Annotated in this window: 26 protein-coding genes and 1 pseudogene; 9 read left to right on the top strand and 18 right to left on the bottom strand. The window is 60.8% G+C overall.

All coding sequences use genetic code 11. The features are described 5' to 3' along the window. The 4 genes from AB4O35_RS05395 to exbB form a co-directional block, all read right to left on the bottom strand. A complete protein-coding gene (locus AB4O35_RS05395; RefSeq protein ID WP_003213305.1) occupies nt 1–921 on the bottom strand; it encodes a hydrogen peroxide-inducible genes activator in 921 nt (306 codons plus the stop codon). 240 nt (nt 922–1161) lie between these two features. Further along, complete coding sequence (locus AB4O35_RS05390; RefSeq protein WP_065880286.1) at nt 1162–1911, bottom strand: TonB family protein; 750 nt, start codon at nt 1909–1911, stop codon at nt 1162–1164. Beyond that, complete coding sequence (exbD, locus tag AB4O35_RS05385; protein ID WP_017526806.1) at nt 1908–2333, bottom strand: TonB system transport protein ExbD; 426 nt, start codon at nt 2331–2333, stop codon at nt 1908–1910. Before exbD ends, AB4O35_RS05390 begins: the two co-directional genes overlap by 4 nt. Before the next feature lie 6 nt (nt 2334–2339). After that, complete coding sequence (exbB, locus tag AB4O35_RS05380; protein WP_065880285.1) at nt 2340–3296, bottom strand: tonB-system energizer ExbB; 957 nt, start codon at nt 3294–3296, stop codon at nt 2340–2342. 187 nt (nt 3297–3483) lie between these two features. Between exbB and AB4O35_RS05375 the strand changes: the two genes are divergently transcribed. Beyond that, nucleotides 3484–4335, top strand: a complete 852-nt coding sequence (locus AB4O35_RS05375; protein WP_065875481.1) for an SDR family oxidoreductase — start codon at nt 3484–3486, stop codon at nt 4333–4335. Nucleotides 4336–4403: 68 nt separating this feature from the next. Here AB4O35_RS05375 and AB4O35_RS05370 read toward each other — a convergent pair whose 3' ends face one another. From AB4O35_RS05370 to AB4O35_RS05345, 6 genes are all read right to left on the bottom strand, one after another. After that, complete coding sequence (locus AB4O35_RS05370) at nt 4404–5144, bottom strand: hypothetical protein (RefSeq protein WP_065875480.1); 741 nt, start codon at nt 5142–5144, stop codon at nt 4404–4406. Between the two features lie 58 nt (nt 5145–5202). After that, nucleotides 5203–5583, bottom strand: a complete 381-nt coding sequence (locus AB4O35_RS05365; protein WP_003176922.1) for a RidA family protein — start codon at nt 5581–5583, stop codon at nt 5203–5205. A 39-nt stretch (nt 5584–5622) separates the two neighbouring features. After that, entirely contained in the window at nt 5623–7728 is a 2106-nt protein-coding gene (gene spoT / locus AB4O35_RS05360) for a bifunctional GTP diphosphokinase/guanosine-3',5'-bis pyrophosphate 3'-pyrophosphohydrolase (RefSeq protein WP_065875478.1), read from the bottom strand. Between the two features lie 60 nt (nt 7729–7788). Beyond that, the gene (gene rpoZ / locus AB4O35_RS05355) at nt 7789–8052 is read right to left on the bottom strand and encodes a DNA-directed RNA polymerase subunit omega (RefSeq protein ID WP_003176920.1); all 264 of its coding nucleotides are present in this window, start codon (nt 8050–8052) and stop codon (nt 7789–7791) included. A gap of 167 nt (nt 8053–8219) precedes the next feature. Next, complete coding sequence (gene gmk / locus AB4O35_RS05350; protein ID WP_065875477.1) at nt 8220–8840, bottom strand: guanylate kinase; 621 nt, start codon at nt 8838–8840, stop codon at nt 8220–8222. Nucleotides 8841–8850: 10 nt separating this feature from the next. Then, nucleotides 8851–9714 carry a YicC/YloC family endoribonuclease gene (locus AB4O35_RS05345; protein ID WP_049710930.1) on the bottom strand — a complete coding sequence of 288 codons (864 nt, stop codon included), beginning with the start codon at nt 9712–9714 and terminating at the stop codon, nt 8851–8853. Between the two features lie 185 nt (nt 9715–9899). On the opposite strand from AB4O35_RS05345, the gene rph reads away from it, so the two are divergent. Together rph and AB4O35_RS05335 are read left to right on the top strand one after the other, a co-directional pair. Further along, nucleotides 9900–10622, top strand: coding sequence for a ribonuclease PH (gene rph, locus AB4O35_RS05340; RefSeq protein ID WP_003213280.1), 723 nt, complete (start codon nt 9900–9902; stop codon nt 10620–10622). A gap of 22 nt (nt 10623–10644) precedes the next feature. Further along, nucleotides 10645–11013 carry a DUF4870 domain-containing protein gene (locus AB4O35_RS05335; protein ID WP_065875476.1) on the top strand — a complete coding sequence of 123 codons (369 nt, stop codon included), beginning with the start codon at nt 10645–10647 and terminating at the stop codon, nt 11011–11013. A 58-nt stretch (nt 11014–11071) separates the two neighbouring features. On the opposite strand, the gene AB4O35_RS05330 is transcribed toward AB4O35_RS05335, so the two are convergent. Continuing rightward, nucleotides 11072–11851, bottom strand: coding sequence for an exodeoxyribonuclease III (locus AB4O35_RS05330; protein WP_003195493.1), 780 nt, complete (start codon nt 11849–11851; stop codon nt 11072–11074). A gap of 82 nt (nt 11852–11933) precedes the next feature. Here AB4O35_RS05330 and pyrE point away from each other — a divergent pair, with 82 nt between their 5' ends. Continuing rightward, nucleotides 11934–12578, top strand: a complete 645-nt coding sequence (gene pyrE, locus AB4O35_RS05325; protein ID WP_003195489.1) for an orotate phosphoribosyltransferase — start codon at nt 11934–11936, stop codon at nt 12576–12578. Between the two features lie 168 nt (nt 12579–12746). Here pyrE and argB read toward each other — a convergent pair whose 3' ends face one another. The 4 genes and pseudogenes from argB to coaBC form a co-directional block, all read right to left on the bottom strand. Continuing rightward, entirely contained in the window at nt 12747–13652 is a 906-nt protein-coding gene (gene argB, locus AB4O35_RS05320; RefSeq protein ID WP_017735763.1) for an acetylglutamate kinase, read from the bottom strand. A gap of 19 nt (nt 13653–13671) precedes the next feature. Next, nucleotides 13672–15078 (bottom strand): annotated as a pseudogene (locus AB4O35_RS05315) (phosphomannomutase/phosphoglucomutase); the annotation flags it as partial. 254 nt (nt 15079–15332) lie between these two features. Next, complete coding sequence (dut, locus tag AB4O35_RS05310; protein ID WP_003213270.1) at nt 15333–15788, bottom strand: dUTP diphosphatase; 456 nt, start codon at nt 15786–15788, stop codon at nt 15333–15335. A 5-nt stretch (nt 15789–15793) separates the two neighbouring features. Further along, nucleotides 15794–17002: a bifunctional phosphopantothenoylcysteine decarboxylase/phosphopantothenate--cysteine ligase CoaBC gene (gene coaBC, locus AB4O35_RS05305; protein WP_043048060.1), complete on the bottom strand. Its 1209-nt coding sequence runs from the start codon at nt 17000–17002 to the stop codon at nt 15794–15796. Between the two features lie 160 nt (nt 17003–17162). Between coaBC and radC the strand changes: the two genes are divergently transcribed. Beyond that, nucleotides 17163–17837, top strand: a complete 675-nt coding sequence (gene radC, locus AB4O35_RS05300; protein WP_065875475.1) for a RadC family protein — start codon at nt 17163–17165, stop codon at nt 17835–17837. Nucleotides 17838–17864: 27 nt separating this feature from the next. On the opposite strand, the gene AB4O35_RS05295 is transcribed toward radC, so the two are convergent. Continuing rightward, the gene (locus AB4O35_RS05295) at nt 17865–19457 is read right to left on the bottom strand and encodes an ABC transporter substrate-binding protein (protein ID WP_065946061.1); all 1593 of its coding nucleotides are present in this window, start codon (nt 19455–19457) and stop codon (nt 17865–17867) included. A gap of 458 nt (nt 19458–19915) precedes the next feature. Here AB4O35_RS05295 and rpmB point away from each other — a divergent pair, with 458 nt between their 5' ends. Then, nucleotides 19916–20149 (top strand): 50S ribosomal protein L28, encoded by a 234-nt coding sequence (rpmB, locus tag AB4O35_RS05290; protein ID WP_003176907.1) that lies wholly within the window; start codon nt 19916–19918, stop codon nt 20147–20149. A gap of 11 nt (nt 20150–20160) precedes the next feature. After that, entirely contained in the window at nt 20161–20316 is a 156-nt protein-coding gene (gene rpmG, locus AB4O35_RS05285; RefSeq protein ID WP_003176906.1) for a 50S ribosomal protein L33, read from the top strand. A gap of 71 nt (nt 20317–20387) precedes the next feature. On the opposite strand, the gene AB4O35_RS05280 is transcribed toward rpmG, so the two are convergent. Beyond that, nucleotides 20388–20750, bottom strand: coding sequence for a cupin domain-containing protein (locus tag AB4O35_RS05280; RefSeq protein WP_065875473.1), 363 nt, complete (start codon nt 20748–20750; stop codon nt 20388–20390). A gap of 230 nt (nt 20751–20980) precedes the next feature. On the opposite strand from AB4O35_RS05280, the gene AB4O35_RS05275 reads away from it, so the two are divergent. Continuing rightward, the gene (locus tag AB4O35_RS05275) at nt 20981–22474 is read left to right on the top strand and encodes an aldehyde dehydrogenase (protein ID WP_065946060.1); all 1494 of its coding nucleotides are present in this window, start codon (nt 20981–20983) and stop codon (nt 22472–22474) included. A gap of 179 nt (nt 22475–22653) precedes the next feature. After that, a complete protein-coding gene (locus AB4O35_RS05270; protein ID WP_065875471.1) occupies nt 22654–23796 on the top strand; it encodes an MFS transporter in 1143 nt (380 codons plus the stop codon). 125 nt (nt 23797–23921) lie between these two features. Here AB4O35_RS05270 and AB4O35_RS05265 read toward each other — a convergent pair whose 3' ends face one another. Next, nucleotides 23922–25490: a phospholipase D family protein gene (locus AB4O35_RS05265; protein WP_065875470.1), complete on the bottom strand. Its 1569-nt coding sequence runs from the start codon at nt 25488–25490 to the stop codon at nt 23922–23924. Between the last annotated feature and the right edge of the window lie 20 nt (nt 25491–25510).

The following is a 25510-nucleotide window of genomic DNA, read 5'->3' as shown; positions in this document are numbered from 1 at the left end:
TCAGCTCGCGGCAGGCGGCTTGGCCACCGAACACAGGCGAATCGAGTCGGCGAGGATCTCAATCGCTTTGGGCCGTGGGAAGCTGGCGCGCCAGGCGATCGCCACGGTGCGGAACGGCACCGGCGGCGTCAGTGGGCGCACTGCGATTACGCCGGGGGCGTAGTGATGGCTGTCCACTGCCGACAGCGGCAGGATTGAAATGCCCAGGCCGGAAGCGACCATGTGGCGAATGGTTTCCAGGGAACTGGATTCCACCGTGGTGTGCTTGGCGCCGTCGTTGCCTTTGGTCAGCGTCGGGCAGGCTTCCAGCACCTGGTCGCGGAAGCAGTGGCCTTCGCCGAGCAGCAGCAGGCTCTTGTCGTTGAGCAGGCCGGCATCGATAGTGTCTTTTTGTGTCCACGGGTGGGAGGCGGGCATCAACACGTAGAACGGCTCGTCGTAGAGCGGCAGGGTCAGTACGTCTGCTTCGTTGAACGGTAAGGCGATGATGATCGCGTCCAACTCGCCGTTGCGCAGTTTGTCGCGCAATACGTGGGTGAAGTTTTCTTCGATATACAGCGGCATCTGCGGCGCGACGCGATGCAGTTGCGGGATCAGGTGCGGAAACAGGTACGGGCCGACGGTGTAGATGGCGCCGACTTTCAGCGGTGCAGTCAGCTGGTTTTTGCCGGCCTGGGCCAGTTCGCGAATGCTTTGCGCCTGCTCCAGTACCTTCTGGGCCTGGGCCACGATGCCTTCGCCCACCGGGGTGAGGCGCACGGCGCTCTTGCTGCGCTCGAAAATCAGCACACCGAGTTCGTCTTCAAGCTTTTTCACGCCCACCGACAGCGTCGGCTGGCTGACGTGGCAACGCTCGGCCGCGTGGCCGAAGTGCTGCTCTTGGGCGAGGGTAACGATGTAGCGTAATTCTGTAAGAGTCATAGCGGGCGTCCATGAAGTTGCGGGCCAAGCATACCGGCTGCAATCGATAGACGCACGTTATCAGAACTTTGCTGGGGATTGAGCGGGGAGTGCGGAGGATTTAGCTAAAAACGGATTTTTTGAGGCAGTGAATTCAAATGTGGGGCTTGCCCGCGATGCAGGCACCTCGGTCTATCAGTTGCACCGAGGTGATGCTATCGCAGGCAAGCCAGCTCCCACACAAGCTGACTCCTGCAACCTTTAGCGACGGCGTTTCTCGATGTTGTACACGAACGGTGCAACGATCTCGATGCTGCCGCCTTTCAACATATCGGCTGGCGGCTTGGGCAGCGGCTGGGCACGACGGATCATGTCCAGGGTTGCGCGGTCCAGGTCAGCGTTGCCGGAACGGCCCACCAACTCGTAGGACAGCACGTTGCCTTCGGCATCCACCACAAATTTCAGGCGGTTCAAGCCTTCTTTGCCACGGGCCTGGGCACCTGGCGGGTACTTTTTGTACTTCTGCAAGTGCGCCAACAGTGCGCCTTCCCAGGACGCTTTGGCGGCGACCTGTTGCGGCGACGGGCCAGGTACGGGCTGGGCCGATTTTTCCGCTGGCGTGTTAGTCGGTGGAGCGTCGCTCGGCGGTTCCTCGGAGGGTTTCTCCTTGGGTGGCTCGATCTTTTTCTCCACAGGCTTGGGCGGCTGCGGTTTTGGCTTGGGCTTGACGGGCTTGGGCACCTGGATCGTCGGCTTGGGTGCCTCGGCCAGTTTCGGCAGGGGCAGCTCTTCGACCGGGGCAGGCGGTTGCGGCGGCGTGACCACCTTGGGCGGTGCCGGCGGCGGTGGGGCTGGCATCGGTGCCAGGTCGATGACCATGGCAGCCGGTGGCAACTGCACCGTACGCGGCGCTGACCAATGAAGCGCGATAGCGATCGCGACGGCATGCACGCCCAGTACGACGGCGAGGCTGGTGCCATAACGCGTCAGTTTGTGGCGCGTTGTGATCATTTCTTGGCTGCCGTCTCAAGTCCGACCAGGCCTACCTTGAGGTAGCCGGCTGCCCGCAGGGCATCCATCACGCTCATCAGGTCGCCGTAGTCCACGCCTTTGTCGGCCTGGAAGAAGATCGTCGTGTCTTTCTTGCCTTGGGTCTTGGCGTCGAGCACCGGCCCCAGGGTTTCAGTCTTGACTTCTTCTTCACCCAGGAACAGGCGTTGGTCCGCCTTGACGCTGAGGAAGATCGGCTTCTCCGGCCGCGGCGCAGGCTTGGCGCTGGACGCGGGCAGGTCGACCTTGATGTCCACGGTCGCCAACGGTGCGGCCACCATGAAGATGATCAGCAGCACCAGCATCACGTCGATAAACGGCGTGACGTTGATTTCGTGGTTCTCGACGAGTTCGTCGTCGCCTTGATTCAAATGCAGGCCCATGGCCGATTACCCCACTTTCACCATGTGCGGTTGCGAGCTGCGCTCGGTAGGCAGGTGATCGAGGTCGCGGCTGACCAGCAGCAGGACTTCTGCCGACGCGTCCGATACCTGGGCCTTGTAGCCGGCAATCGAACGGGCGAAGACGTTGTAGATCACCACCGCAGGAATCGCGGCAACCAGGCCCAGGGCAGTAGCCAGCAAGGCTTCGGCGATGCCGGGGGCAACGACGGCGAGGTTGGTGGTCTGGGTTTTAGCGATGCCGATGAAGCTGTTCATGATGCCCCACACGGTACCGAACAGGCCGACGAAGGGCGCGGTGGAACCGATGGTTGCCAGCACGCCGGTGCCGCTGCTCATGTTTCGACCGCAGGCCGCCACCAGGCGCTCCAGGCGGAAGGCCACGCGTTCCTTGATGCCTTCTTTCTCGCGGGCGTTGGCCGACAGGCGCATTTCTTCCAGCGCGTCGTGCACCAGGGTGTTGGCCAGGGTGCCTTTCTTGGTCGCGCTTTCGCTCGCTTCCTTAAGGGTGGTGGCCTTTTTCAGGTGGACGATTTCAGCGCGCAGGCGACGCTTGGCGCCCAGCAGCTCGAAGCCTTTGGCGATCCAGATGGTCCAGGTGATGATCGAGGCAATGGCCAGGCCGATCATGACGGCTTTCACTACAACGTCGGCGTTCTGATACATGCCCCACGGCGACAGGTCGTGGGCCATGCCCAAGGTGTTGTCTTCTTCCAGAACTACGCCGGTGTCGTCGGTGGAGGCTGGGTCAGCAGCCTGGGCCGGGTCGGTAGCGGCTGGCGCGGCGGGTGCGGCAGCAGCAGGCGGGGTCGTCGGCGCGGTGGCATCAGCAAAGGCGGCGGTCGGTGCCAGCAGAACGCTGAACAGCAGCGCAGCAATCGCGCGCCAGGCGCGGGACGGGCTGTGAAGCTTGGTTGGCGAAGCGGGGGTTGTATTACGTGTCATGCTGGCCGGACCTGAGTAAAAAAATGAGTGATCGTCCTTCCAGACCCAAGGGGTCGAGGACAAATGGGCGGTTATTATTGCAAGTAATTCTTGTTAACAGAAGTAATACAGTAACTTTATTTGTGCTTTTTCTGGCCGTCGGTCTACCGCGACGGCTAACCTAGACCTTTCAATACGGAGTTTTGTGATGTCAGCGCCTTCTGTTGTGATTGCCGGATGTGGCGATGTGGGTAGTCGGCTGGCTAGCCAATTGCTCGCCTCGGGATGGGAGGTGCACGGCTTGCGGCGGGATATTTCGCGGCTGCCCGCCGGCGTGATTGGCATTGCCGGCGACCTGTTCAACAAGGATTGCCCTGACACCTGGCCGATCGGCGGGGTGGATTACCTGGTGTATTGCGCCGCTGCGACAGATCACGACGAAGCCGGCTATCGCGCCGCTTATGTAGAAGGGCTGAAACACGTACTGGAGTGGTTGGGCGACTACGGTCAGGAGCCGAAACACTTGCTGTTTGTTTCCAGCAGCAGCGTCTATGGGCAGCAGAATGGAGAGTGGGTCGACGAAACGTCGGAGACTCAAGCCAAGGGTTATTCCGGGCAAGTGATGCTGGAGGCTGAGCAAGTGGCGCTCAATAGTGGCATCCCGGCCAGCATCGTGCGTCTGACCGGTATTTATGGCCCAGGCCGCGAATGGCTGCTGACCCAGGTTCGCCAGGGCTACCGTGTCGCAATCGATCCGCCTTTATATGGCAACCGCATTCATGCGGATGACGCGGCGGGCTTGTTGGCGTTTTTGTTGCGGCATGTGGAGCAGGGTGGCTCGCTGGATAAGGTCTACATCGGCGTCGACGATGCGCCCGCACCGCTGGCGGAAGTGGTGGCGTGGTTGCGCGAGTATCTGGGTGTGACGGAGTGGTCCGAGGATGCGAGTGTGCGTCGTGCCGGCAGCAAGCAGTGCAGCAATGCGCGAGCGAAGACGCTGGGCTGGGCGCCGACCTACCCAACTTACCGCGAAGGCTACGCGGCGATCCTCAAAGGCTGAAACACAGTCAAAAAATGTGGGAGCTGGCAAGCCAGCTCCCACATTTGGATCTGTGTTTGGCTACCTAATTACTTTTCCAGCAACCACTGCCGCGGTCCGGGCGTAAACGAAGGCACTTCATCCGCTCGCGCAGTATTGATCGCCTGGAAGATTTCCAGCTGCTTGCCTTTGCGCACGAAAATCCACGGGTTGCCCTGGCCGTTGAGTTGCAGCCAGATGCTGTCATAGCCGCCGCTCATGGAGGCGCAATCACCTGCCAGGCACAGCGAGTACCGATCAACATTAGGCAAGCCGACAACCTTGCCGTCAGCCTGGAACTGCACGATGGCGCCGCTACCGAAGCCGTCGCTGATCTTCCAGTCGCCGCCCATGTAGGCCGCGTACAGCGCACGCTCAAAGTTGGCGCCTATGGGGGCACCTTCCGGCGCGGGGTCCTTGGCGCGGGCAAACAGCTGTTCCGGCTCGTTGTCGTTGGCCGATTGCAGCAGTTGTTTGCCTTTGCGCTTCAGTTCGGTAGCTGAGCTGCCGTAGAAATCCACGCTCCAGGCGCCGGATTTTTCACCCAGCAATTTGCCTTCGGCTACTTCAAAGCCGTTGTAGTAGCGCGCCTGCGAAGCCTTGGTATTAACCTCCCATTCGAGGTTAGGGCCATAGCTTTGCAAGGCTTCACGCAAAGGGCCGCCTTTGGCTGCCGCATCGATGGCGACCTGGTTGATCCAGGTGCCGCTCACGTCCAGGTCGGCAGGGTTGCTGGCGCAGCCGCCGAGCAGCAGGGCGAGCAGTGATGAGGCTACAAGCGCTTTGCGCATCATGAAATCCTTTTAAAACGAAGTCGGCGCAGCCTATGGGAGGGCCGCGCCGGGTGTTTTACTCGATGACCAGAATCGCGTCCATCTCAACCTGTGCACCCTTTGGCAGGGCAGCAACGCCGATGGCAGCGCGGGCTGGGTACGGCTGTTCGAAGTACTTGCCCATGATCTCGTTGACCTTGGCGAAGTGGCTCAGGTCGGTGAGGAAAATGTTCAGCTTGACGATGTCCTTGAACGAACCGCCAGCAGCTTCAGCAACCGACTTGAGGTTTTCGAAGACCTGCACGGTCTGTGCTTCAAAGCCTTCCACCAGTTCCATGGTCTTTGGGTCCAGCGGGATCTGGCCAGACATGTAGACGGTATTGCCCGCCTTGATCGCCTGGGAGTAAGTGCCGATCGCGGCCGGGGCTTTATCGCTGGTGATAACGGTCTTGGTCATTTATGACTCCTTGTAAGAGGTGATGACGTATTTGAAGGCCTATGCCCGCATACGGGTGATGCGGATCACACCGATCAGGGCGCGCAGTTTCTTGATCACGCGGGCGAGGTGCACACGGTCGTGCACGCTGACCACCAGCTGGACCACGCTGATGCGACCATCGCGCTCGTCCATGCTGATTTTCTCGATATTGCCGTCGGCCGCGTTGACGCTGCTGGCCAGCAGGGCGATCAGGCCGCGTTGGTGTTCCAGCTCGACGCGCAACTCGACGTTGAATTCGCCGGTGACATCCTTGGCCCACGAGAGCTGGATGCATTTTTCCGGATTGTGACGGACTTCGGTGATGTTGCGGCAGTTGTCCAGGTGCACCACCATACCTTTGCCCGCCGACAAGTGGCCGACAATCGGGTCGCCCGGGATCGGCGTGCAACACTTGGCGTAGCTGAGCACCAAGCCTTCGGTGCCGCGAATCGCCAGTGGGCCTTCCGGGCTTGGTAGCTGCTCACCTTCGCCGAGCAAGCGGCGGGCGACGACGTAGGCCATGCGGTTGCCCAGGCCGATATCTTCCAGCAGATCTTCGATGGTTTCCTGGCGATACTCGTGAAGCATCGCTTGCACACGCTCTGTAGGAACTTTGTCTAGGGCACTGTCGAAACCATTAAGTACCTTGTTCAGCAGGCGTTCGCCGAGGCTGATGGATTCGGAGCGGCGCTGTAGCTTCAGGGCGTGACGGATATGTGTGCGCGCTTTGCCGGTGACCACAAAGTTGAGCCAGGCTGGGTTCGGGCGTGCGCCCGGCGCGCTGACGATCTCGACCGTGGAGCCGCTTTGCAGCGGTTCGGACAGCGGCGCGAGGCGGCGATTGATCCGACAGGCAATGCAGCTGTTGCCCACGTCGGTGTGCACCGCGTAGGCAAAGTCGACCGCCGTGGAGCCTTTGGGCAGCTCCATGATCCGGCCTTTGGGCGTGAACACGTAGACCTCGTCCGGGAACAGGTCGATCTTCACGCTTTCGATAAATTCGAGGGAGTTGCCGGCACGTTGCTGCATTTCCAGCACGCCCTTGACCCACTGGCGGGCGCGGGCATGGGTGCCTTTGGGCTGCTCGTCGCCGCTGGATTTGTACAGCCAATGGGCGGCGATGCCGTTGTTGGCCATCTCTTCCATTTCGCGGGTGCGGATCTGGATCTCGATCGGCACACCATGCATACCGAACAGCGTGGTATGCAGCGATTGGTAGCCGTTGGCCTTGGGAATCGCGATGTAGTCCTTGAAGCGGCCGGGCAGGGGCTTGTACAAATTATGTACAGCGCCGAGCACGCGGTAGCAGGTGTCAACCTTGTCGACGATGATCCGGAACGCGTACACGTCCATGATCTCGTTGAAGGCCCGACGCTTGCCGCGCATCTTCTTGTAGATGCCGTAGATGTGCTTCTGCCGCCCGCTGACTTCGCCTTCGATCTCGTCGATCGCCAGGCAATGGCTCAGCGACTCTTCGATCTTGTTGACGATTTCCTTGCGGTTGCCCCGGGCGCGTTTCACCGCCTGGTAGATGCGCGCCGAACGCATCGGGTGCATGGCCTTGAAACCGAGGTCTTCAAACTCGATACGGATGGCATGCATGCCCAGCCGGTTGGCGATGGGCGCGTAGATTTCCAGGGTTTCCTTGGCGATGCGCCGGCGTTTTTCGCCGGACAGCACTTCCAGCGTGCGCATGTTGTGCAGCCGGTCGGCCAGCTTGACCAGAATCACCCGAATGTCGCGGGCCATGGCCATGGCCATCTTCTGGAAGTTTTCCGCCTGGGCTTCGGCCTTGGTCTCGAAGTTCATCTGGGTCAGTTTGCTGACCCCGTCGACCAGTTCGGCCACGGTTTCACCGAACTGCGCTTGCAGCGCTTCTTTGGCGATACCGGTGTCTTCAATCACGTCATGCAGCATTGCGGCCATCAGGCTTTGATGGTCCATGTGCATGTCGGCAAGAATATTTGCCACCGCAAGGGGATGCGTGACATACGCCTCGCCACTACGGCGGCGTTGGCCGTCGTGGGCTTGTTCGGCGTAGAAATACGCTCGGCGGACCAGGTTGACCTGGTCTGGGCCGAGGTAGGCCGATAAGCGATCGGCGAGGGCGTCTATGCTCGGCAAAGTGTGAACTCCTGCCGTTGGCTGTGACCCCGCGCCGTGCTACGTCGACCAGGCATAGGCTTAGACGGCCTCGTTGGACTCGTCCTCGAACGCTGCAAACAGCGGTTCGTCTTCAACGATTTCGGCGTTGGCGATGAACTCGTAGCTCATCAGGCCTTCAGCGATTTCACGCAGGGCTACAACGGTAGGCTTGTCGTTTTCCCACTGGACCAGGGGCTCTTTGCCGCCAGTGGCCAGTTGACGGGCACGCTTGGTAGAGAGCATGACCAGCTCAAAGCGGTTATCCACGTGTTCTAGGCAGTCTTCAACGGTTACGCGGGCCATGGTATTCCTCGGAGCGAATGCAAGATGCGCGCTGCCCGGTTGGGCGAGCGGACTAAACAGTTTAAAAAATCACCAGCGTTTAGGGAAGCGCTGATTTTTCGCAGGCCCTCGCAAAACCGCTACAAGCGCCAATGTAAAGCCCTTGCAGCGGTTTTGGGAAGAGCCAATCAGCCGAGCAGTTCGGCCAGTAATTTGCCGAAACGCTGTTGTTGGCGCTTTTGCTGGAGCTGGTTGGTGCGAAAAATCGCCTTCAAATCGTCCAACGCGTGGGCAAAATCGTCGTTAATGATCAGGTAGTCATAGTCGACGTAATGGCTCATTTCGCTGACGGCCTCACGCATACGGCCTTCGATGATCTCGTCGCTGTCCTGGCCGCGATTTTTCAAGCGCTGGTGCAAGGCTTCAAGCGACGGCGGCAGGATGAAGATCGAACGCGCCTTGGGCATCAGTTGGCGCACTTGCTCGGCGCCCTGCCAGTCGATTTCCAGAATCAGGTCGTGGCCTTCGTCCAGGGTCTGCTGCAAGTGGCTTTGCGACGTGCCGTAGAGGTTGCCGAAGACTTCGGCGCGCTCGAGGAAGTCGCCGTGCTCGATCATCTTGACGAACTCGGTGCGTTCGACGAAGTGATAGTGCACGCCGTTCACCTCACCCGGGCGCATGGCGCGGGTGGTGTGGGAAACCGAGATGCGGATCTGCTCGTCAGCGTCGGTCAGGGCCTTGACCAGGCTGCTTTTGCCCGCGCCCGAGGGGGCGGAAATGATGTAAAGGGTGCCGGTGCTGTGGGTCATGGAGGTTGCCTTACTCAATATTCTGTACTTGTTCGCGCATCTGCTCGATCAACACTTTGAGGTTGACCGCAGCCGTGGTACTACGCGGATCGAACGCCTTGGAGCCCAGTGTATTGGCTTCGCGGTTGAGTTCCTGCATCAGGAAGTCCAGGCGCCGACCGGCGGCACCGCCCGATTTGAGCACGCGGCGCACTTCAAGGATGTGGGTGCTCAGGCGGTCGAGTTCTTCGGCGACGTCGCTCTTCTGCGCCAGCAACACCATTTCCTGTTCCAGGCGCACCGGGTCGAGGTCGGCCTTCATGTCGGTAAAGCGGTCGAGCACCTTCTGGCGCTGGGTGGCGAGCATCTGCGGCACCAGCTCGCGCAGGGTGACCACGTCTTCTTCGATGGAGGTAAGACGCTCGCTGATCAGGCGTGCCAGCTCGGCGCCTTCGCGCTCGCGGCCGGCCTTGAGCTCCTTCAAGCCCTGGTTGAACAGGGCGAGGGCTTCGGCGTTGAGGGCTTGCGGGTCGGTGGCGTCGGCCACCAATACGCCAGGCCAAGCCAGCACTTCCAGTGGGTTGAGCGCGGCAGGCTGCTTGATCAGGCCGGCGATGGTCTCGGCGGCGGCCACCAATTGTGCCGCGCGGTCGCGATCAACCTGCAGCGGCTTGCCGGTGGTTTCTTCGGTAAAGCGCAGGGTGCATTCCAGCTTGCCTCGGGAGATGCCCTGGCGCAGCGCCTCACGCACGGCGCCTTCGAGGTCGCGGAATGACTCCGGCAGACGCAGGTGCGGTTCCAGGTAGCGGCTGTTGACCGAGCGCAGCTCCCAGCTCAGGGTGCCTTGTACGCCGGCTTTTTCGACGCGGGCGAAGGCGGTCATGCTGTGCACCATGGAGGTACCTCGCGTTGCAGTCCCGCAAACACGGGCTGATGGTTAAGAAGGCGCAGGATTGTAGCGCAGTGGGCGAGCACGCCCAAACTCGACCATTCGTAACCGGATTTTTTAGCAGTGCCCCGAATCGGCTCGCGGCTCTATAATGCTCGGCAGTTTTTCGTCCTCAGTACAGGTGTCTCCCTATGAAACGTCCAAGTGGTCGCGCTGCCGATCAGCTCCGCTCGATCCGCATCACCCGCAACTACACCAAACACGCCGAGGGGTCTGTACTGGTCGAGTTTGGCGATACCAAGGTGATCTGCACCGTCAGCGTCGAAAACGGCGTACCGCGTTTCCTTAAAGGCCAGGGCCAGGGTTGGTTGACCGCCGAGTACGGCATGCTGCCGCGCGCCACCGGTGAGCGTAACCAGCGTGAAGCCAGCCGTGGCAAGCAAGGCGGCCGCACCCTGGAAATCCAGCGCCTGATCGGTCGTTCCCTGCGCGCAGCCCTGGATATGTCCAAGCTGGGCGACGTGACCCTGTACGTCGACTGCGACGTGATCCAGGCCGACGGCGGCACCCGCACCGCGTCCATCACCGGCGCCATGGTCGCCCTGGTTGATGCACTCAAAGTGATCAAGAAGCGTGGCGGCCTGAAAGGCGGTGACCCGCTCAAGCAAATGATCGCTGCCGTATCGGTAGGCATGTACCAAGGCGAGCCTGTGCTGGACCTGGACTACCTGGAAGACTCGGCCGCCGAGACCGACCTGAACGTGGTGATGACCAGCACTGGTGGCTTCATCGAAGTGCAGGGCACTGCCGAAGGCGCGCCATTCCAGCCGGCTGATCTGAACGCCATGCTGGCCCTGGCCCAGAAAGGCATGACCGAGATTTTCGAACTGCAGAACGCCGCCCTGGCTGACTGAGTCGGCCTCAAGGAGAAACGCCATGAATGACAGCCAAATGCCGGTGCCTACGCCTTCCTACGAAGTGCGTCAGGGGGCAATGTTGTGCCATCTCGCGGCGTTTCTGGGGTTTGTGTTCCCTTTCGGCAGTGTCGTAGGGCCGCTGATCCTGTGGCAGATGAAGAAAGAAGTGGACCCGTTCATTGATGATCAGGGCAAGGAAGCCCTGAACTTCCAGATCACCGTGGCCATCGCCTGGATGGTTTGCATCGTGCTGGCCTTTGCGGTGGTTGGGTTTTTCCTGATGTTTGCGCTGGCGATTGCCACTGTGGTGCTGACGATCATCGGCAGTATCAAGGCTAACAAGGGCATTGCCTATCGCTACCCCTTGACCTGGCGCGTGATCAAATAATGAGCAGGCACAAAAAAACCGACAGCGATGCCGGTTTTTTTGTGCCTGGAAAAAGACCTCAGATGGTCAATGTCCAGTCGTAGTCCACGATCAGCGGCGCGTGCTGCGAGAAGCGCGGCTGGCGCGGCAGGCGTGCGCTGCGAACGAACCGGCGCAGGCCTGGGGTCAGCAACTGGTAGTCGAAACGCCAGCCCAGGTTGAGCATCTCAGCCTGTTCGTTGTCCGGCCACCAGCTGTACTGGTCGCCTTCGCGGCTGACTTCGCGCAGGGCATCCACGTAGCCCATGTTGCCGACAATCTCGTCCATCCAGGCGCGTTCTGGCGCCAGGAAACCAGGGGATTGCTGGCTGTCGCGCCAGTTCTTGATATCCAGCTTCTGTTGCGCCACGTACAGCGAGCCACAATAAATGTACTCGCGACGTTTGCGCCGCTGTTTATCCAGATAACGGGCGAAATCGTCCATTAGCTTGAACTTCTGGTTCAAGTCTTCATCGCCGTTCTGCCCCGAAGGAAGCAGCAAGGTCGCGATGCTGACCTTATCGAAATCGGCTTGCAGGTAGCGCCCGTAGCGGTCGGCTGTCTCGAAGCCGAGGCCGCTGATGACCGCCTTGGGTTGCAACCGCGAATACAAAGCCACGCCACCTTGGGTGGGCACTTCGGCATCGCAGGCATAAAGGAAGTAGCCATCCAGTTGGAAGGCTGGGTCGTCCAGTTCAAAGGCGGAGGCGCGGGTATCCTGCAGGCAGATGACGTCGGCATTCTGGGCTTGCAGCCAACTGAGCAAACCACGCTCGACTGCAGCCTGAATACCATTAACGTTCACACTGATGATCCGCATAAATGGCCCCAAAAATCGCGTGCGTGTATGATACACGCCGTCTACCTAATTAGCTAAATCCGTGGTATCTGAGGCTTTTTTCATGCAGGCGTATCAACGCGATTTCATTCGTTTTGCCATCGATCGCGGCGTTTTGCGCTTCGGTGAGTTCACTCTAAAGTCCGGGCGCACCAGCCCGTACTTTTTCAATGCGGGCTTGTTCAACTCGGGTTCGGCCCTGGCTCAGCTGGGTCGTTTCTACGCGGCAGCCATCGTCGAAAGCGGTATTTCCTTCGACGTTTTGTTCGGCCCGGCCTACAAAGGCATTCCCCTGGCGGCTGCAACTGCCGTGGCCCTGGCTGAACATCACGGGCAGGACCTGCCGTGGTGCTTCAACCGCAAAGAGGCCAAGGCCCATGGCGAAGGCGGTAGCCTGGTGGGCGCGCCGCTGACTGGCGATGTGTTGATCATCGATGACGTGATCACGGCCGGTACTGCTATCCGCGAAGTGATGCAGATCATCGCGTCCCAGGACGGCGCCAAGGCCGCCGGCGTGCTGATCGCGCTGAACCGCCAGGAACGTGGCAACGGTGAATTGTCGGCGATCCAGGAAGTGGAGCGCGACTTCGGTATTCCGGTGGTGAGCATCGTGTCGTTGAACCAGGTGCTGCAGTTTCTGGAAGATGATCCGCAGCTCAAGCAGCACTTGCCGGCTGTGCGTGCGTACCGCGAACAATTCGGCGTCTGACACAGATCTCCTGTGGGAGCGGGCTTGCCCGCGATAGCGGTGTATCAGGCAATAGAATTGTTGAATGTGTCGCCGCCATCGCAGGCAAGCCAGCTCCCACAGTGGGACTGCGTACAAACACGAAGGCCCCCGCTCAATTGAGTTAAGCGGGGGCCTTTTTGTTTGCAGCTACGGACGCTTGCGGTTACTGATCAGCGTGCCCACACCCGTGTCGGTGAAGATTTCCAGCAGGATCGCATTCGGTACCCGGCCATCCAGGATCAACGAGCTGCCCACACCGCCTTGCACCGCTTCCAGCGCGCAACGGATTTTAGGCAGCATGCCGCCGTAGATGGTGCCGTCGGCGATCAACTCGTCCACTTGTTGAGTGGTCAGGCCAGTCAGCACCTTGCCTTCCTTGTCCATCAGGCCAGCGATGTTGGTCAGCAGCATCAGCTTTTCAGCCTTCAGTGCTTCAGCCACCTTGCCGGCCACCAGGTCGGCGTTGATGTTGTAGGACTCGCCGTTTGCACCCACGCCGATCGGCGCGATCACCGGGATGAAGTCACCTTTCACCAGCAGGTTCAGCAGGTCGGTGTTGATGCCGATGACTTCACCCACTTGGCCGATGTCGATGATTTCCGGCTGGGTCATCTCTGGCGTCTGGCGGGTCACCGTCAGTTTTTTTGCGCGGATCAGCTCCGCGTCCTTGCCGGTCAGGCCGATGGCGCTGCCGCCGTGGCGGTTGATCAGGTTGACGATGTCCTTGTTGACCTGGCCGCCGAGGACCATCTCCACCACGTCCATGGTTTGCGCGTCAGTGACGCGCATGCCATCGATGAAGTGACTCTCGATCGACAAGCGCTTGAGCAGATCGCCGATTTGCGGGCCGCCACCGTGGACTACCACCGGGTTGATCCCCACGGCTTTCATCAACACGATGTCGCGGGCAAAGCCGGTTTTCAGCTCTTCGCTTTCCATGGCATTGCCGCCGTACTTGATCACCAGCGTCTTGCCGACGTAGCGTCGGATGTAAGGCAACGCTTCGGAAAGGACCTTGGCAGTGTTGGCAGCGGCTTCGCGTTCGAGGGTCATTCAGGGCTCCGGTTAAAAATCAGAACGGTAATTGGAGATCAGGGGCAACACGTTTCAACTGGGCGTGGAACACGTCCTTGATGCGCTGCAACTCAGCCTCGGTATCCGCCTCGAAACGCAGGACCAGCACCGGTGTGGTGTTGGACGCGCGAACCAGGCCCCAGCCTTTGGCGTAATCGACTCGCACACCATCAATGGTGGTCAGGTTGGCGCCTTCGCCCCATTGCGCATCGTGCAGTGCGTCAATGATGCTGAATTTGCTCTCCTCGGTCACATGGATATTGATCTCTGGCGTAGAAATATCATTCGGGAAGGTCTGAAACAGCTCTTCGGCCGTGGATTTTTCCTTGCTGAGGATCTCCAGCAGGCGTGCGGCACTGTAAATCCCATCGTCAAACCCGAACCAGCGTTCCTTGAAGAACACATGGCCGCTCATTTCGCCGGCCAACAGCGCGCCGGTTTCCTTCATTTTCTTTTTGATCAACGAGTGACCGGTCTTCCACATTAGCGGGCGACCGCCATATTCCTTGATCAGCGGCGTGAGGCGGCGGGTGCACTTCACGTCGAAGATGATCTCGGCGTTGGGGTTGCGCGCGACCACGTCGCGGGCGAACAGCATCAGCAGGCGATCCGGGAACACGATTTCACCGGTTTCGGTCACCACGCCTACGCGATCGCCGTCGCCGTCGAAGGCCAAGCCCACATCAGCCCCGGTTTCCTTGACCTTGGCGATCAGGTCCACCAGGTTTTCAGGCTTGCCCGGGTCCGGGTGATGGTTCGGAAAGTTGCCGTCAACGTCGCAGAACAATGGGATCACTTCGCAGTTCAGGGCTTCGAGCAGCTGCGGCGCGATCACGCCGGCCGCGCCGTTGCCACAGTCCACCACCACTTTCAGGCGGCGCGCGAGTTTGACGTCACGGGTGATTTCATCAGAGTAGCGTTGCAGGATGTCGACTTTGGTGACGGTGCCCTGGCCGCTGGTCAGATCGTTGGTCTTCAGGCGGTTGTGCAGGGCCTGGATCTGTTCGTTGGCCAGGGTGTCGCCAGCGATGACGATCTTGAAGCCGTTGTAGTCCGACGGGTTATGGCTGCCGGTGAGCATCACCCCGGACTTGCCGGCCAGTACGTTGGCTGCGTAGTACAGCGCAGGCGTCGGCACCAGGCCCACGTCGCTGACATGGCAACCGCTGTCGGCCAGGCCCTGGATCAGTTGTTCCACCAGCTCCGGGCCGGACAGGCGACCGTCACGGCCAACCGAGACGTTGGGCTCGCCCTGGGCCAGGCTCTGGGAGCCGATGGCGCGACCAATCCAGTAGGCCGTTTCGGCAGTCAGGGTCTTGGGCACCACGCCACGAATGTCATAGGCGCGAAAGATGCTGTCGGGGAATGTCGGGGCTACGCGGGCTGCGGTACTCATCGCGGGGGGAAACTCCATCTGAAGGGGGCAAGGCTGGCCTTAATGTGACTGACCGGCAGGCTCAAACTGAAGGGTATGACGGTGTTTTCGGCAGAGAGTTCGTGGTGCAAAAATGCCATCGGAGTGCTGGCCCCGACTTGTTGTCTGCGTAATGCGTTGATTTCTATGGAGAAAACTCGCTGATAAAATCCGCGCATTCTTCGTCCTGAAAGCCCAGCGGTGGCGTCGGGCCGGGCAACGGCGCCCGGCCAGATTCAGCTTAGTCAGTGGCTGCCGGAATGCCCGAACCCGCCCGCGCCGCGCTGGGTTTCGTCGAATTCCTCTACCAGTTCGAAATGTGCCTGTACGACCGGCACCAGTACCAACTGGGCAATGCGCTCGCCGACGGCGATGTTGAACGCGGTCTGGCCACGGTTCCAGCATGACACCATCAGCTCGCCCTGATAGTCCGAGTCGATCAGGCCCACCAGGTTGCCCAGCACGATGCCGTGTTTATGACCCAGGCCGGAGCGCGGCAAGATCAGCGCAGCGAGGCCAGGGTCGCCGACGTAGATCGACAGGCCCGTGGGAATCAGAATGGTCTGGCCCGGCTCAAGCACTGTGTCTTGCTTGAGCATGGCGCGCAGGTCGAGGCCGGCGGAGCCCGGGGTGGCATAGGCTGGCAGCGGGAATTCGTTGCCGATGCGTGGGTCGAGGATCTTGGCTTGCAAAGCGTGCATGGACATTAAACCTGGTTCAGCCGTTGGGCGATAAAAGAGATCAGTTGGCGGGCAATCTTGCCTTTGCTGGTCTGGGCGAAAAGGGTGGCGTGCAGCTCGCGGTCGATCACGCTGCAGGCGTTTTCCTCGCTGTTGAAGCCGATGCTCGGGTTGGCGACATCATTGGCAACGATCAGGTCGAGGTTTTTGTCTTTCAATTTGCGTGCTGCGTAGTCCAGCAAATGCTCGGTCTCGGCGGCGAAGCCGACACTGAACGGGCGGTCCGGGCGCGTGGCGATGGTGGCCAGAATGTCCGGGTTGCGCACCATTTGCAGGAGCAGGCCGTCACCGCTCGTAGGGTCTTTCTTGAGCTTTTGCGGGGCGACGACTTCCGGGCGGTAGTCCGCAACCGCTGCCGAGGCGATAAACAGGTCGCACGGAATGGCCGCCTCACAGGCCGCGAGCATGTCGCGGGCGCTGACTACGTCGATTCGCGTGACCCGATCCGGGGTCGGCAAATGCACCGGGCCGGTGATCAAGGTAACGCGTGCGCCTGCCTCGACCGCCGCTTCGGCCAGCGCAAAGCCCATTTTTCCTGAGCTATGGTTGGTGATGTAGCGCACCGGGTCGATGTTTTCCTGGGTTGGGCCAGCCGTGATCAGCACATGCTTGCCAGTGAGTGCCAAGTGCTGGAAGCACTCGGCGGCGCACTGGGCCAGGTCGGTGGCTTCAAGCATGCGACCCATGCCGACGTCGCCGCAGGCCTGGCTGCCGGAGGCCGGGCCGAATACCTTGAGGCCACGGCTTTGCAGGAGTTGGGTGTTGGCCTGGGTGGCCGGGTCGCGCCACATGGCCTGGTTCATGGCCGGGGCGATGGCGACGGTGGCGTCGGTGGCCAGTACCAGGGTGGTCAGCAGGTCATCGGCGATGCCTTGGGCCAGGCGCGCGATCAGGTCGGCGGTGGCCGGGGCGATCAGCACCAGGTCGGCCCATTTGGCCAGCTCGATATGGCCCATGGCGGCTTCGGCCGCCGGGTCCAGCAGATCCAGGTGAACCGGGTGCCCGGACAAGGCCTGCATGGTCAACGGCGTGATGAACTCACTGCCGCCGCGAGTCATGACCACGCGCACTTCGGCGCCTTGGTCCAGGAGCCTGCGGACCAGCTCTGCGCTCTTGTAGGCGGCAATGCCGCCGCCAACGCCGAGAACGATGCGTTTCCGATACAGACGCTGCATTGGTTTGCCTTTCCAGTTCAGTGATGCCAGTTCAGTGGCGCCTGCGATGCCCCCTCCCCAGGGGAAATCGCGGCAAAAAAGAGGGCCTACGATAACACAGCGTCCGCGAGGCAACAGCGGTGCACGTGGCGCATAGGACGCATAGGGAAAGGGAGGCGGGATGAGTATTCGCGATTGGCCAGCAGCAGAGCGGCCGCGAGAGAAGCTTTTGGAATGGGGCGCGGCGAGCCTGTCGGATGCCGAGCTGCTGGCGATCTTCCTGCGTACCGGGGTCGCTGGCAGGAGCGCTGTGGACTTGGCGCGCCATCTGTTGGCGCAATTCGGTGGCTTGCGCCCATTGTTGGAGGCCAGCCAGGTGCTGTTCAACCAGCAATTGGGCCTTGGGCCGGCGAAATTTGCCCAGTTGCAGGCAGTGCTGGAAATGTCCCGGCGACATATGGCCGAGCGCCTGCGTAAGGATTCGGTGCTGGAAAGCCCGGTAGCCGTGCGTGATTACCTGAAGGCTTTGCTGCGCCATGAGCCTCACGAGATCTTCGGTTGCCTGTTTCTCGACTCAAAACACAGGGTGCTGGGTTTCGAAGCGTTATCCCAGGGCACCATTGACGCGGCGATGGTTTACCCCCGGCAAGTGGTCAAGCGCGCCCTGGCGTATAACGCGGCGGCCTTGATCCTGTGCCACAACCATCCTTCCGGCAGCGCAGAGCCCAGTGCGGCTGATCGAAAATTGACCAAGTTGCTGCAAAAGGCCTTGGAAGTAGTGGACGTGCGGGTACTGGATCACATCATTGTGGGCGATGGCGATCCGTTGTCGATGGCGGAATACGGGTGGATGTAAGCCCGCCCATGGGGGCGGGCTTGGTTGTCAGGGCTTGACGCTGACCTTGGAGAAGTCCTGGCGCCCGAACGGGCTCACCTGATAGCCCTCGACATTCTTGCGGGTCAGGGCAAATGCCGTAGGGTGCGCCAGCGGCAGCCACAACGCTTGCTGCTGGATCTGCGCCTGGGCCTGCTGATACAGCTTGCTGCGTACTCCCTGCTCGCTGGTGGTCTTGCCGGCGCTGATCAGCTTGTCCAGGGCGGGGTCGCAGTAGCGGGCGAAATTGGTGCCGGATTTGACTGCCGCACAGGAGAACTGCGGGGTAAGGAAGTTATCCGGGTCGCCGTTGTCGCCGGCCCAGCCCATGAACAGCAAGTCGTGCTCGCCGGCTTTGGCGCGGCGAATCAACTCGCCCCATTCGATCACGCGGATCTCGGCCTGGATGCCGACCTTGGCCAGGTCAGCCTGCAGCAGTTGTGCGCCGAGGTTCGGGTTGGGGTTCAGCAGGCTGCCGGTGGGGCGGGTCCAGATAGTGGTCTTGAAACCATCCTTGAGCCCGGCACGGTCCAGCAGCCCCTTGGCCTTGGCGAGGTCCTGTGGATAACCGGGCAGCTCTTTGGCGTAGCTCCAGGTGTTGGGCGGGAAAGGTCCGTTCGCGGCTTCGGCAGTGCCTTCAAACACGGCCTTGAGGTAACTGCCCTTGTCGAAGGCCAGGTTGATCGCCTGGCGTACTTCGGGCTTGTCCAGGGGCGGGTGCTGGCTGTTGATGGCCACGAAGGCGGTCATGAAGGCGGCGGTTTTCTCCACCTTGAGCGCCGGGTCCTTTTCGGCCTCGCCCACGTCCAGCGGCTTGGGCGAAAGGGCAATCTGGCATTCATTGCGGTGCAATTTCTGCAGGCGCACGTTGGCGTCCGGCGTGATCGCGAAGATCAAGTTATCCACAGCCGGTTTGCCGGCGAAGTAGTCCGGGTTGGCCTTGTAGCGCACCACGGCATCTTTCTGGAAGCGGCTGAAGATGAACGGCCCGGTGCCGATGGGCTGGCTGTTGAGCTTCTCCGGCGTGCCGGCCTTGAGCAGTTTGTCGGCGTATTCGGCCGGGTAGATCGAGGCAAAGCCCATGCTCAGGGCGGCGAGGAAGGTGGAGTCGGCGTGATCCAGGGTAAAGCGCACGGTCAGCGGGTCAAGAGCGTCGATCTTCTTGACCAGTGCGGGCAACTGCAGCGACTGCGCATGGGGGAAACCGCTCTGGGCGATCTTGTGCCACGGGTTGGCCGGGTCGAGCATGCGTTCGAAGCTCAAGCGCACGTCTTCCGCGGTCAGGGTACGGCTTGGGGTGAAGTATTCGGTGCGATGAAACTTCACATCCGGGTGCAGCTTGAAGGTATAGGTCAGGCCATCCGGCGAGACTTCCCAGCTGTCTGCCAGGCTTGGCACCAGCTTGCCGCTGGCCGCGTCGTAGTCCACCAGGCGGTTCATCAGCACGTCGGCTGAAGCATTGGTGGTGGTCAATGAGTTGTATTGCACCACATCGAACCCTTCGGGGCTGGCCTCGGTGCAAACGCTCAGATTGGTGGCAGCAACAGCCGCCGGAGCGATAAATAGAGGGGCAAGCAATAGCGGTAGGGCAGCGAGGCGCATGTTCGGTTTCCTTTGCAGATCGAAGGCCCATCTGCGAGTGCAGTCTGGAAAAGTCCTACCGTAGAGGTCTGACAGATAAATGACTAGCCCATTTTTGCCTGTGCTTTTGCCTGAAATGCTGTTTTGATGGCGCCTCAGCGCGTTCCGCCGTGCGCTTCACTGCGCGCGCGGGCGCTGTAAATCATTCTGTGCGACGAGTGGTCGATTGTTACTGCGGCCCCTATTAGCAACGGTTCAGGCGTTTGCCGCCGAGATTTACGCCGGTAAAAACACACGGGCTGTTGTTGCACTAGGGTCTTTCTGGTATAAAGCAGCGCTCTTTTCTAGGGGCCCGGTTCCTTCGCTTGTAGGTGTAGCCGGTAAGACCCTAAAGAAACGCGGCGCCTGGCGCCAAATGACTGAGAGATTAAGCGGCCAACCCATGCCGGGTTGGGCATGTGGTTTTAGAGGGCTGAGGCATGTCGAGAGTATGTCAAGTTACCGGTAAGGGTCCGGTGACTGGGAATAACATTTCCCACGCAAATAACAAAACCCGTCGTCGTTTCCTGCCAAACCTGCAGCATCACCGCTTCTGGGTTGAAGAAGAGAAACGTTTTGTCCGTCTGCGCGTATCTGCTAAAGGCATGCGTATCATCGACAAGCGTGGCATCACTGTCGTGCTGGCCGAAATTCGTGCCGCTGGCAAGATTTAAGGAGCTATATCATGCGTGAATTGATTCGAATGATCTCTAGCGCCGGTACTGGTCACTTCTACACTACCGACAAGAACAAGCGTACTACCCCGGACAAGCTCGAAAAGAAAATGTTCGACCCGCGCGTTCGCAAGCACGTGATCTACAAAGAAGGCAAAATCAAGTAATTGGTTTTCTTCAATGTGAAAAAAAGCCCGTCTCTCACGATTCGGGCTTTTTTTTGCCTGCAATTTGCTGATCAGGCTTTCTGTTCAAACACTACGTAGATCTTGCGGCACGGCTCCAGCACTTCCCAGGTGCCGCTGAAACCGGCCGGGATCACGAAGCGGTCACCGGCGCGCAAGGTCTTGGCGTTGCCGTCGGCATCACGCAGGACGGACACGCCCTGCACAATCTCGCAGTACTCATGCTCGCTGTAGTTGACCTTCCAGTGCCCGACCTCACCTTCCCAGACCCCGGCGCTCATTTGGCCGCACGGGCTGTTGTAGTGGTTGTAGACCGTTTGCTCGGGATCGCCCTTGAGGATTTTTTCGGCAGCAGGGCGGTAGCGCTCGGCGGCGGTCTTGGCTTGGCTGAAGTCGACGATGTCCTGGATGCTCATGTGCGGTTCCCGTCTGGCCTGCGGTTGGAGAGCCCAAAGTCTATGTTTATTAAAATGAACATCGCAAGGGCGTTTACTGGCGTTATGTCAAATATATTGAAACACCCCCAGCCGCTGGTTTAGGGTGGCAGCTGCCTTGAGCCGAACAGATGGCTGGCGGGGCAAGCATTCTTTGAGGCTGCCGGGGGACATCGCCTGGCCCTCGTGTTCAATAAGAGGAGGACACTCGCATGACCACCCTGACCCGTGCCGACTGGGAACAACGCGCCAAGGAACTGAAGATCGAAGGCCGCGCCTACATCAATGGTGAGTACACCGCCGCCGTTTCCGGTGACACCTTCGAATGCATCAGCCCGGTCGATGGCCGCCTGCTGGCCACTGTTGCCAGCTGCGACGCCACCGATGCCCAGCGCGCTGTGGAAAACGCCCGCGCCACGTTCAATTCCGGTGTGTGGTCGCGCCTGGCACCGGCCAAACGCAAAGCCACCATGATCCGTTTCGCTTCGTTGCTCAAGGCCAATGCCGAGGAGCTGGCGCTGCTTGAAACCCTGGACATGGGCAAGCCGATCAGCGACTCCCTGAACATCGACGTACCCGGCGCGGCGAATGCCCTGAGTTGGAGCGGCGAGGCCATCGACAAGATCTACGACGAAGTTGCCGCCACCCCGCACGACCAACTGGGTCTGGTGACCCGCGAGCCTGTCGGCGTGGTGGGCGCTATCGTGCCGTGGAACTTCCCGCTGATGATGGCCTGCTGGAAGCTCGGCCCGGCGCTGTCCACCGGTAACTCGGTAATCCTCAAGCCGTCCGAAAAGTCCCCGCTGACCGCCATCCGTATCGCGGCCCTGGCCGTTGAAGCCGGTATTCCAAAAGGCGTGTTCAACGTGCTGCCGGGTTACGGCCACACCGTGGGCAATGCGCTGGCGCTGCACATGGACGTCGACACCCTGGTGTTCACCGGTTCGACCAAAATCGCCAAGCAACTGTTGATTCGCTCCGGTGAATCGAACATGAAGCGCGTGTGGCTGGAAGCGGGCGGCAAGAGCCCGAACATCGTGTTCGCCGATGCGCCGGACCTGCAAGCGGCCGCCGAATCTGCCGCTGGCGCCATTGCGTTCAACCAGGGCGAAGTGTGCACCGCGGGTTCGCGTCTGCTGGTGGAGCGTTCGATCAAGGACACTTTCCTGCCGCTGGTGATCGAAGCCCTCAAGGGCTGGAAGCCCGGCAACCCGCTGGACCCAGCCACTAACGTGGGCGCGCTGGTGGATACCCAGCAAATGAACACCGTGCTTTCGTACATCGAAGCCGGCCATGCCGATGGCGCCAAGTTGGTAGCTGGCGGCAAGCGCACCCTGGAAGAGACGGGCGGCACGTACGTCGAGCCGACGATTTTCGACGGCGTGACCAACGCGATGAAGATCGCCCAGGAAGAGATCTTTGGCCCAGTGCTGTCGGTGATCACCTTCGACAGCGCAGAAGAAGCGATCAAGATCGCCAACGATACCGTCTACGGCCTGGCTGCCGCGGTGTGGACGGCAGACATCTCCAAGGCGCACCTGACCGCCAAAGCCCTGCGTGCCGGTAGCGTGTGGGTCAACCAATACGATGGCGGCGACATGACCGCGCCGTTTGGTGGCTTCAAGCAGTCGGGCAATGGTCGCGACAAATCGCTGCATGCGTTCGACAAGTACACCGAGCTGAAGTCGACCTGGATCAAGCTCTAAGCAACACCGCAGTCCAAATGTGGGAGCGGGCTTGTGTGGGAGCTGGCTTGCCTGCGATGCAGACACCTCGGTATGTCAGTCATACCGAGGTGATGCGATCGCAGGCAAGCCAGCTCCTACACAAACTCAGCTCCCACACTGTTTTGTATGACCTTAAGAATTATCCACAGGAGCGGGACATGCGTTGGGCGACCTATTTCGCCGTCTTGGCCTCGGTGCTCAGTGTCGGCCTGGCGCTGGGCGTCAGTATGCCGCTGGTGTCCCTGCGCCTGGAAAGCTGGGGTTATGGCAGTTTTGCCATCGGCGTGATGGCGGCGATGCCGGCCTTCGGTGTGCTGCTCGGCGCGAAGGTGTCCAGTCGCATGGCCTCCTGGCTCGGAACCGCCAACCTCATGCGCCTGTGTTTGTGGGCGGGCGCGGTGTCCATCGGCTTGTTGGCGATCCTGCCCAGCTACCCGGTGTGGCTGGTGCTACGCCTGATGATCGGGGTGATCCTGACCATCGTATTTATCCTGGGCGAAAGCTGGATCAACCAGTTGGTGGTGGAGCAATGGCGCGGCCGTCTGGTGGCACTGTATGGCTGCACGTATGCCCTGAGCCAACTGTCTGGCCCATTGTTGCTGGGCTTGATCGGCACCGACCATGACTACGGTTTCTGGGTCGGCGTCGGTCTGTTGGTGGTGGCGCCGTTGCTGTTGCTGGGACGCTCCGGCGCACCGACTGCCGAGTCCTTCAGCGTGACCTTCGCTGACTTGTGGCGTTTCTGTCTGAGCCTGCCGGCGATTGCGTGGGCGGTGGCGTTATTCGCTGCGTTCGAGGCGATGATTCTGACGTTGTTGCCGATTTACTGCCTGCAACAAGGCTTTACCGCCGAAATCGCCTTGGCCATGGTCAGTACGGTGGTGGTCGGCGATGCGTTGCTGCAGTTGCCCATTGGTGCACTGGCCGACTACCTGCCTCGGCGCACGCTGTTCCTGAGTTGTGCGGTGCTGTTGCTTGCGTCGAGCCTGGCGATTCCGTTGTTGATGCATACGTCGTTGATCTGGCCGATCTGGGTGTTGTTCGGCGCGAGTGCTGGAGGCTTGTTTACCCTGTCGCTGATCCTGATCGGCGAGCGTTATCGCGACGATGCCCTGGTGCGCGCCAATGCCCACGTGGCGCAACTGTGGGGCATCGGTTGCCTGATCGGCCCTTTGGTGGCAGGGGCGGGCAGCCAGTGGATCAGCGGGCATGCACTGCCGCTGCTAATGGCAGCCGGTGCGTTGGGATTGGTGGTGCTGTTGCTGCGCCAAGGCGCGTTCGGCGTGGCGCAACCGGCCTGACCCTGAAATGCGATCAATATGTGGGGGCTGGCTTGCCTGCGATAGCGGTGGGTCAGCAGTTTATCCGTTGCCTGGCACTCCGCCATCGCAGGCAAGCCAGCTCCCACAGTTGATCTCCTCTGGCTCTAGAGCATGCGTTCCAAGCCAACTGACGTTGCAAACCACGCATTGAACCGTCGCCACCAACTGCCCGGCTCGCGGGTCAGGGTGTGCAGTTGGCCGTTATCCTCGGTCACCCACACTATTTGGCCATCCTGCAATTTCGCCTCATAGCTCAAGGCCGGTGCCATGCCTTGCAGCGCTAGGTTGCGCACGTGCTCCGCCAGCTCGGGGCTGTCGACCAGCACGCCGACTTCGGTATTCCACAGCACTGAGCGTGGGTCGAAGTTGAACGAGCCGATAAACGATTTCTGCCGGTCAAAGATCATCGCCTTGCTGTGCAGGCTGGAGTCCGAGCCGCGGAAGGTGCCGCGCCGGAACAGATGCGGCCCGCTGCCTGCGCTGGGGTCACCGGGTTGACGGCGCAGTTCGTAGAGCTTCACGCCGTGTTCCAGCAGCGCCTTGCGATAGGGCGCATAACCGCCGTGTACAGCCGGCACGTCAGTGGCTTCCAGGGAGTTGGTCAGCAGGCTGACCGACACCCCCGCATCGGCGCGCCCGGTCAGGTACACCAGCCCCGGTTGCCCCGGCACGAAATACGCCGAGATCATCATCAGCTCATGGCTGACCCCTTCCAGTTCCGGTGCCAGTTGAGTGGTGAGCAGCAACCGAGGGTCTGGGTCGGCTTTGGACAGCACCTTGCTTGGTGCGTCCCACAGCGCCTGGTTCCAGGCCCAGATCAGTTCGCGGCGCCAGATGTCCATGCGCGGTTGGGTCTGGTAGGTGCGCAAGCGGTTGTAGAGTGCATGGTTCTGCTGGCGCGATTCGGCCAGCGATGCTTCCAGGTACGCGCGCGCGTCGGCGAGGTCGCCTTTGGAAGGTGTATTGGAAACGAAGTTGTCGATGGGCTTGCTCAGGGCGCTGTTCCAGTACTGGTCGAAACTGTGTCCAAGCTGCTCGGCTACCGGGCCCACGCTGAGCATGTCGATATCGGTGAAGTTCAGGTTGGGCTCTGCATCGAAATACTCATCCCCCAGGTTGCGTCCGCCGACGATGGCCACGCTGTTGTCCGCCAGCCATAGCTTGTTGTGCATGCGCCGATGCTGCAGCGACAGGTTGAACAAGCGGCCCATGGCGCGCGTCACGCCGGTGCTGCGCCCCAGGTGCAGGGGGTTGAACAGGCGGATTTCGATTTTGGGGTGGGCGGCGAGCGTGGCGATGATCTGGTCGAGGCCGTCGCTGGTGGTGTCGTCCAGCAGGATGCGCACGCGCACGCCACGGTCGGCGGCCTTGAGCAGTTCGTCCACCAGCATGCGCGTGCTGATGCCGTCGTGCACGATGTAGTACTGCAGGTCCAGGCTGGTCTGGGCGTTGCGGATCAGTTCGGCGCGGGCCATGAAGGCCTCGCTGCTGTTGGGCAGCAGGCGAAAACCCGAGCGCCCTTGATACGGCGCGGCCTGGGCCTGGATAGAGCGGCCGAACGACGACTGCGCCGCGGGCAGGGCATCGCTCGGGATACGCGGTGCAGGCGCCGTGGCGCAGCCGCCCAGAGCCAGGGCTCCCAACAGGAAAAACGGTAATAGCCGTTGCATCATCAAGGGAGTTGCTTCCAGAT

It is taken from the genome of Pseudomonas sp. H1_A03 (assembly GCF_054685145.1).
The sequence above is the reverse complement of the archived record's forward strand: the minus strand, read 5'-3'. Positions and strand labels throughout refer to the sequence as shown.

Excerpts from the sequence above, each read along its gene's own strand:
- AB4O35_RS05270 (WP_065875471.1), top strand. The coding sequence starts at position 22,654 with ATGCGTTGGGCGACCTATTTCGCCGTCTTGGCCTCGGTGCTCAGTGTC.
- rpmG (WP_003176906.1), top strand. The coding sequence starts at position 20,161 with ATGCGTGAATTGATTCGAATGATCTCTAGCGCCGGTACTGGTCACTTC.
- rpmB (WP_003176907.1), top strand. The coding sequence starts at position 19,916 with ATGTCGAGAGTATGTCAAGTTACCGGTAAGGGTCCGGTGACTGGGAAT.
- AB4O35_RS05265 (WP_065875470.1), bottom strand. The coding sequence starts at position 25,490 with ATGATGCAACGGCTATTACCGTTTTTCCTGTTGGGAGCCCTGGCTCTG.
- pyrE (WP_003195489.1), top strand. The coding sequence starts at position 11,934 with ATGCAGGCGTATCAACGCGATTTCATTCGTTTTGCCATCGATCGCGGC.
- AB4O35_RS05295 (WP_065946061.1), bottom strand. The coding sequence starts at position 19,457 with ATGCGCCTCGCTGCCCTACCGCTATTGCTTGCCCCTCTATTTATCGCT.
- AB4O35_RS05330 (WP_003195493.1), bottom strand. The coding sequence starts at position 11,851 with ATGCGGATCATCAGTGTGAACGTTAATGGTATTCAGGCTGCAGTCGAG.
- AB4O35_RS05390 (WP_065880286.1), bottom strand. The coding sequence starts at position 1,911 with ATGATCACAACGCGCCACAAACTGACGCGTTATGGCACCAGCCTCGCC.
- gmk (WP_065875477.1), bottom strand. The coding sequence starts at position 8,840 with ATGACCCACAGCACCGGCACCCTTTACATCATTTCCGCCCCCTCGGGC.
- AB4O35_RS05335 (WP_065875476.1), top strand. The coding sequence starts at position 10,645 with ATGAATGACAGCCAAATGCCGGTGCCTACGCCTTCCTACGAAGTGCGT.
- exbB (WP_065880285.1), bottom strand. The coding sequence starts at position 3,296 with ATGACACGTAATACAACCCCCGCTTCGCCAACCAAGCTTCACAGCCCG.
- AB4O35_RS05395 (WP_003213305.1), bottom strand. The coding sequence starts at position 921 with ATGACTCTTACAGAATTACGCTACATCGTTACCCTCGCCCAAGAGCAG.
- exbD (WP_017526806.1), bottom strand. The coding sequence starts at position 2,333 with ATGGGCCTGCATTTGAATCAAGGCGACGACGAACTCGTCGAGAACCAC.
- AB4O35_RS05280 (WP_065875473.1), bottom strand. The coding sequence starts at position 20,750 with ATGAGCATCCAGGACATCGTCGACTTCAGCCAAGCCAAGACCGCCGCC.
- rph (WP_003213280.1), top strand. The coding sequence starts at position 9,900 with ATGAAACGTCCAAGTGGTCGCGCTGCCGATCAGCTCCGCTCGATCCGC.
- argB (WP_017735763.1), bottom strand. The coding sequence starts at position 13,652 with ATGACCCTCGAACGCGAAGCCGCTGCCAACACTGCCAAGGTCCTTTCC.
- AB4O35_RS05365 (WP_003176922.1), bottom strand. The coding sequence starts at position 5,583 with ATGACCAAGACCGTTATCACCAGCGATAAAGCCCCGGCCGCGATCGGC.
- rpoZ (WP_003176920.1), bottom strand. The coding sequence starts at position 8,052 with ATGGCCCGCGTAACCGTTGAAGACTGCCTAGAACACGTGGATAACCGC.
- AB4O35_RS05345 (WP_049710930.1), bottom strand. The coding sequence starts at position 9,714 with ATGGTGCACAGCATGACCGCCTTCGCCCGCGTCGAAAAAGCCGGCGTA.
- radC (WP_065875475.1), top strand. The coding sequence starts at position 17,163 with ATGAGTATTCGCGATTGGCCAGCAGCAGAGCGGCCGCGAGAGAAGCTT.
- coaBC (WP_043048060.1), bottom strand. The coding sequence starts at position 17,002 with ATGCAGCGTCTGTATCGGAAACGCATCGTTCTCGGCGTTGGCGGCGGC.
- AB4O35_RS05370 (WP_065875480.1), bottom strand. The coding sequence starts at position 5,144 with ATGCGCAAAGCGCTTGTAGCCTCATCACTGCTCGCCCTGCTGCTCGGC.
- AB4O35_RS05275 (WP_065946060.1), top strand. The coding sequence starts at position 20,981 with ATGACCACCCTGACCCGTGCCGACTGGGAACAACGCGCCAAGGAACTG.
- dut (WP_003213270.1), bottom strand. The coding sequence starts at position 15,788 with ATGCACGCTTTGCAAGCCAAGATCCTCGACCCACGCATCGGCAACGAA.
- AB4O35_RS05375 (WP_065875481.1), top strand. The coding sequence starts at position 3,484 with ATGTCAGCGCCTTCTGTTGTGATTGCCGGATGTGGCGATGTGGGTAGT.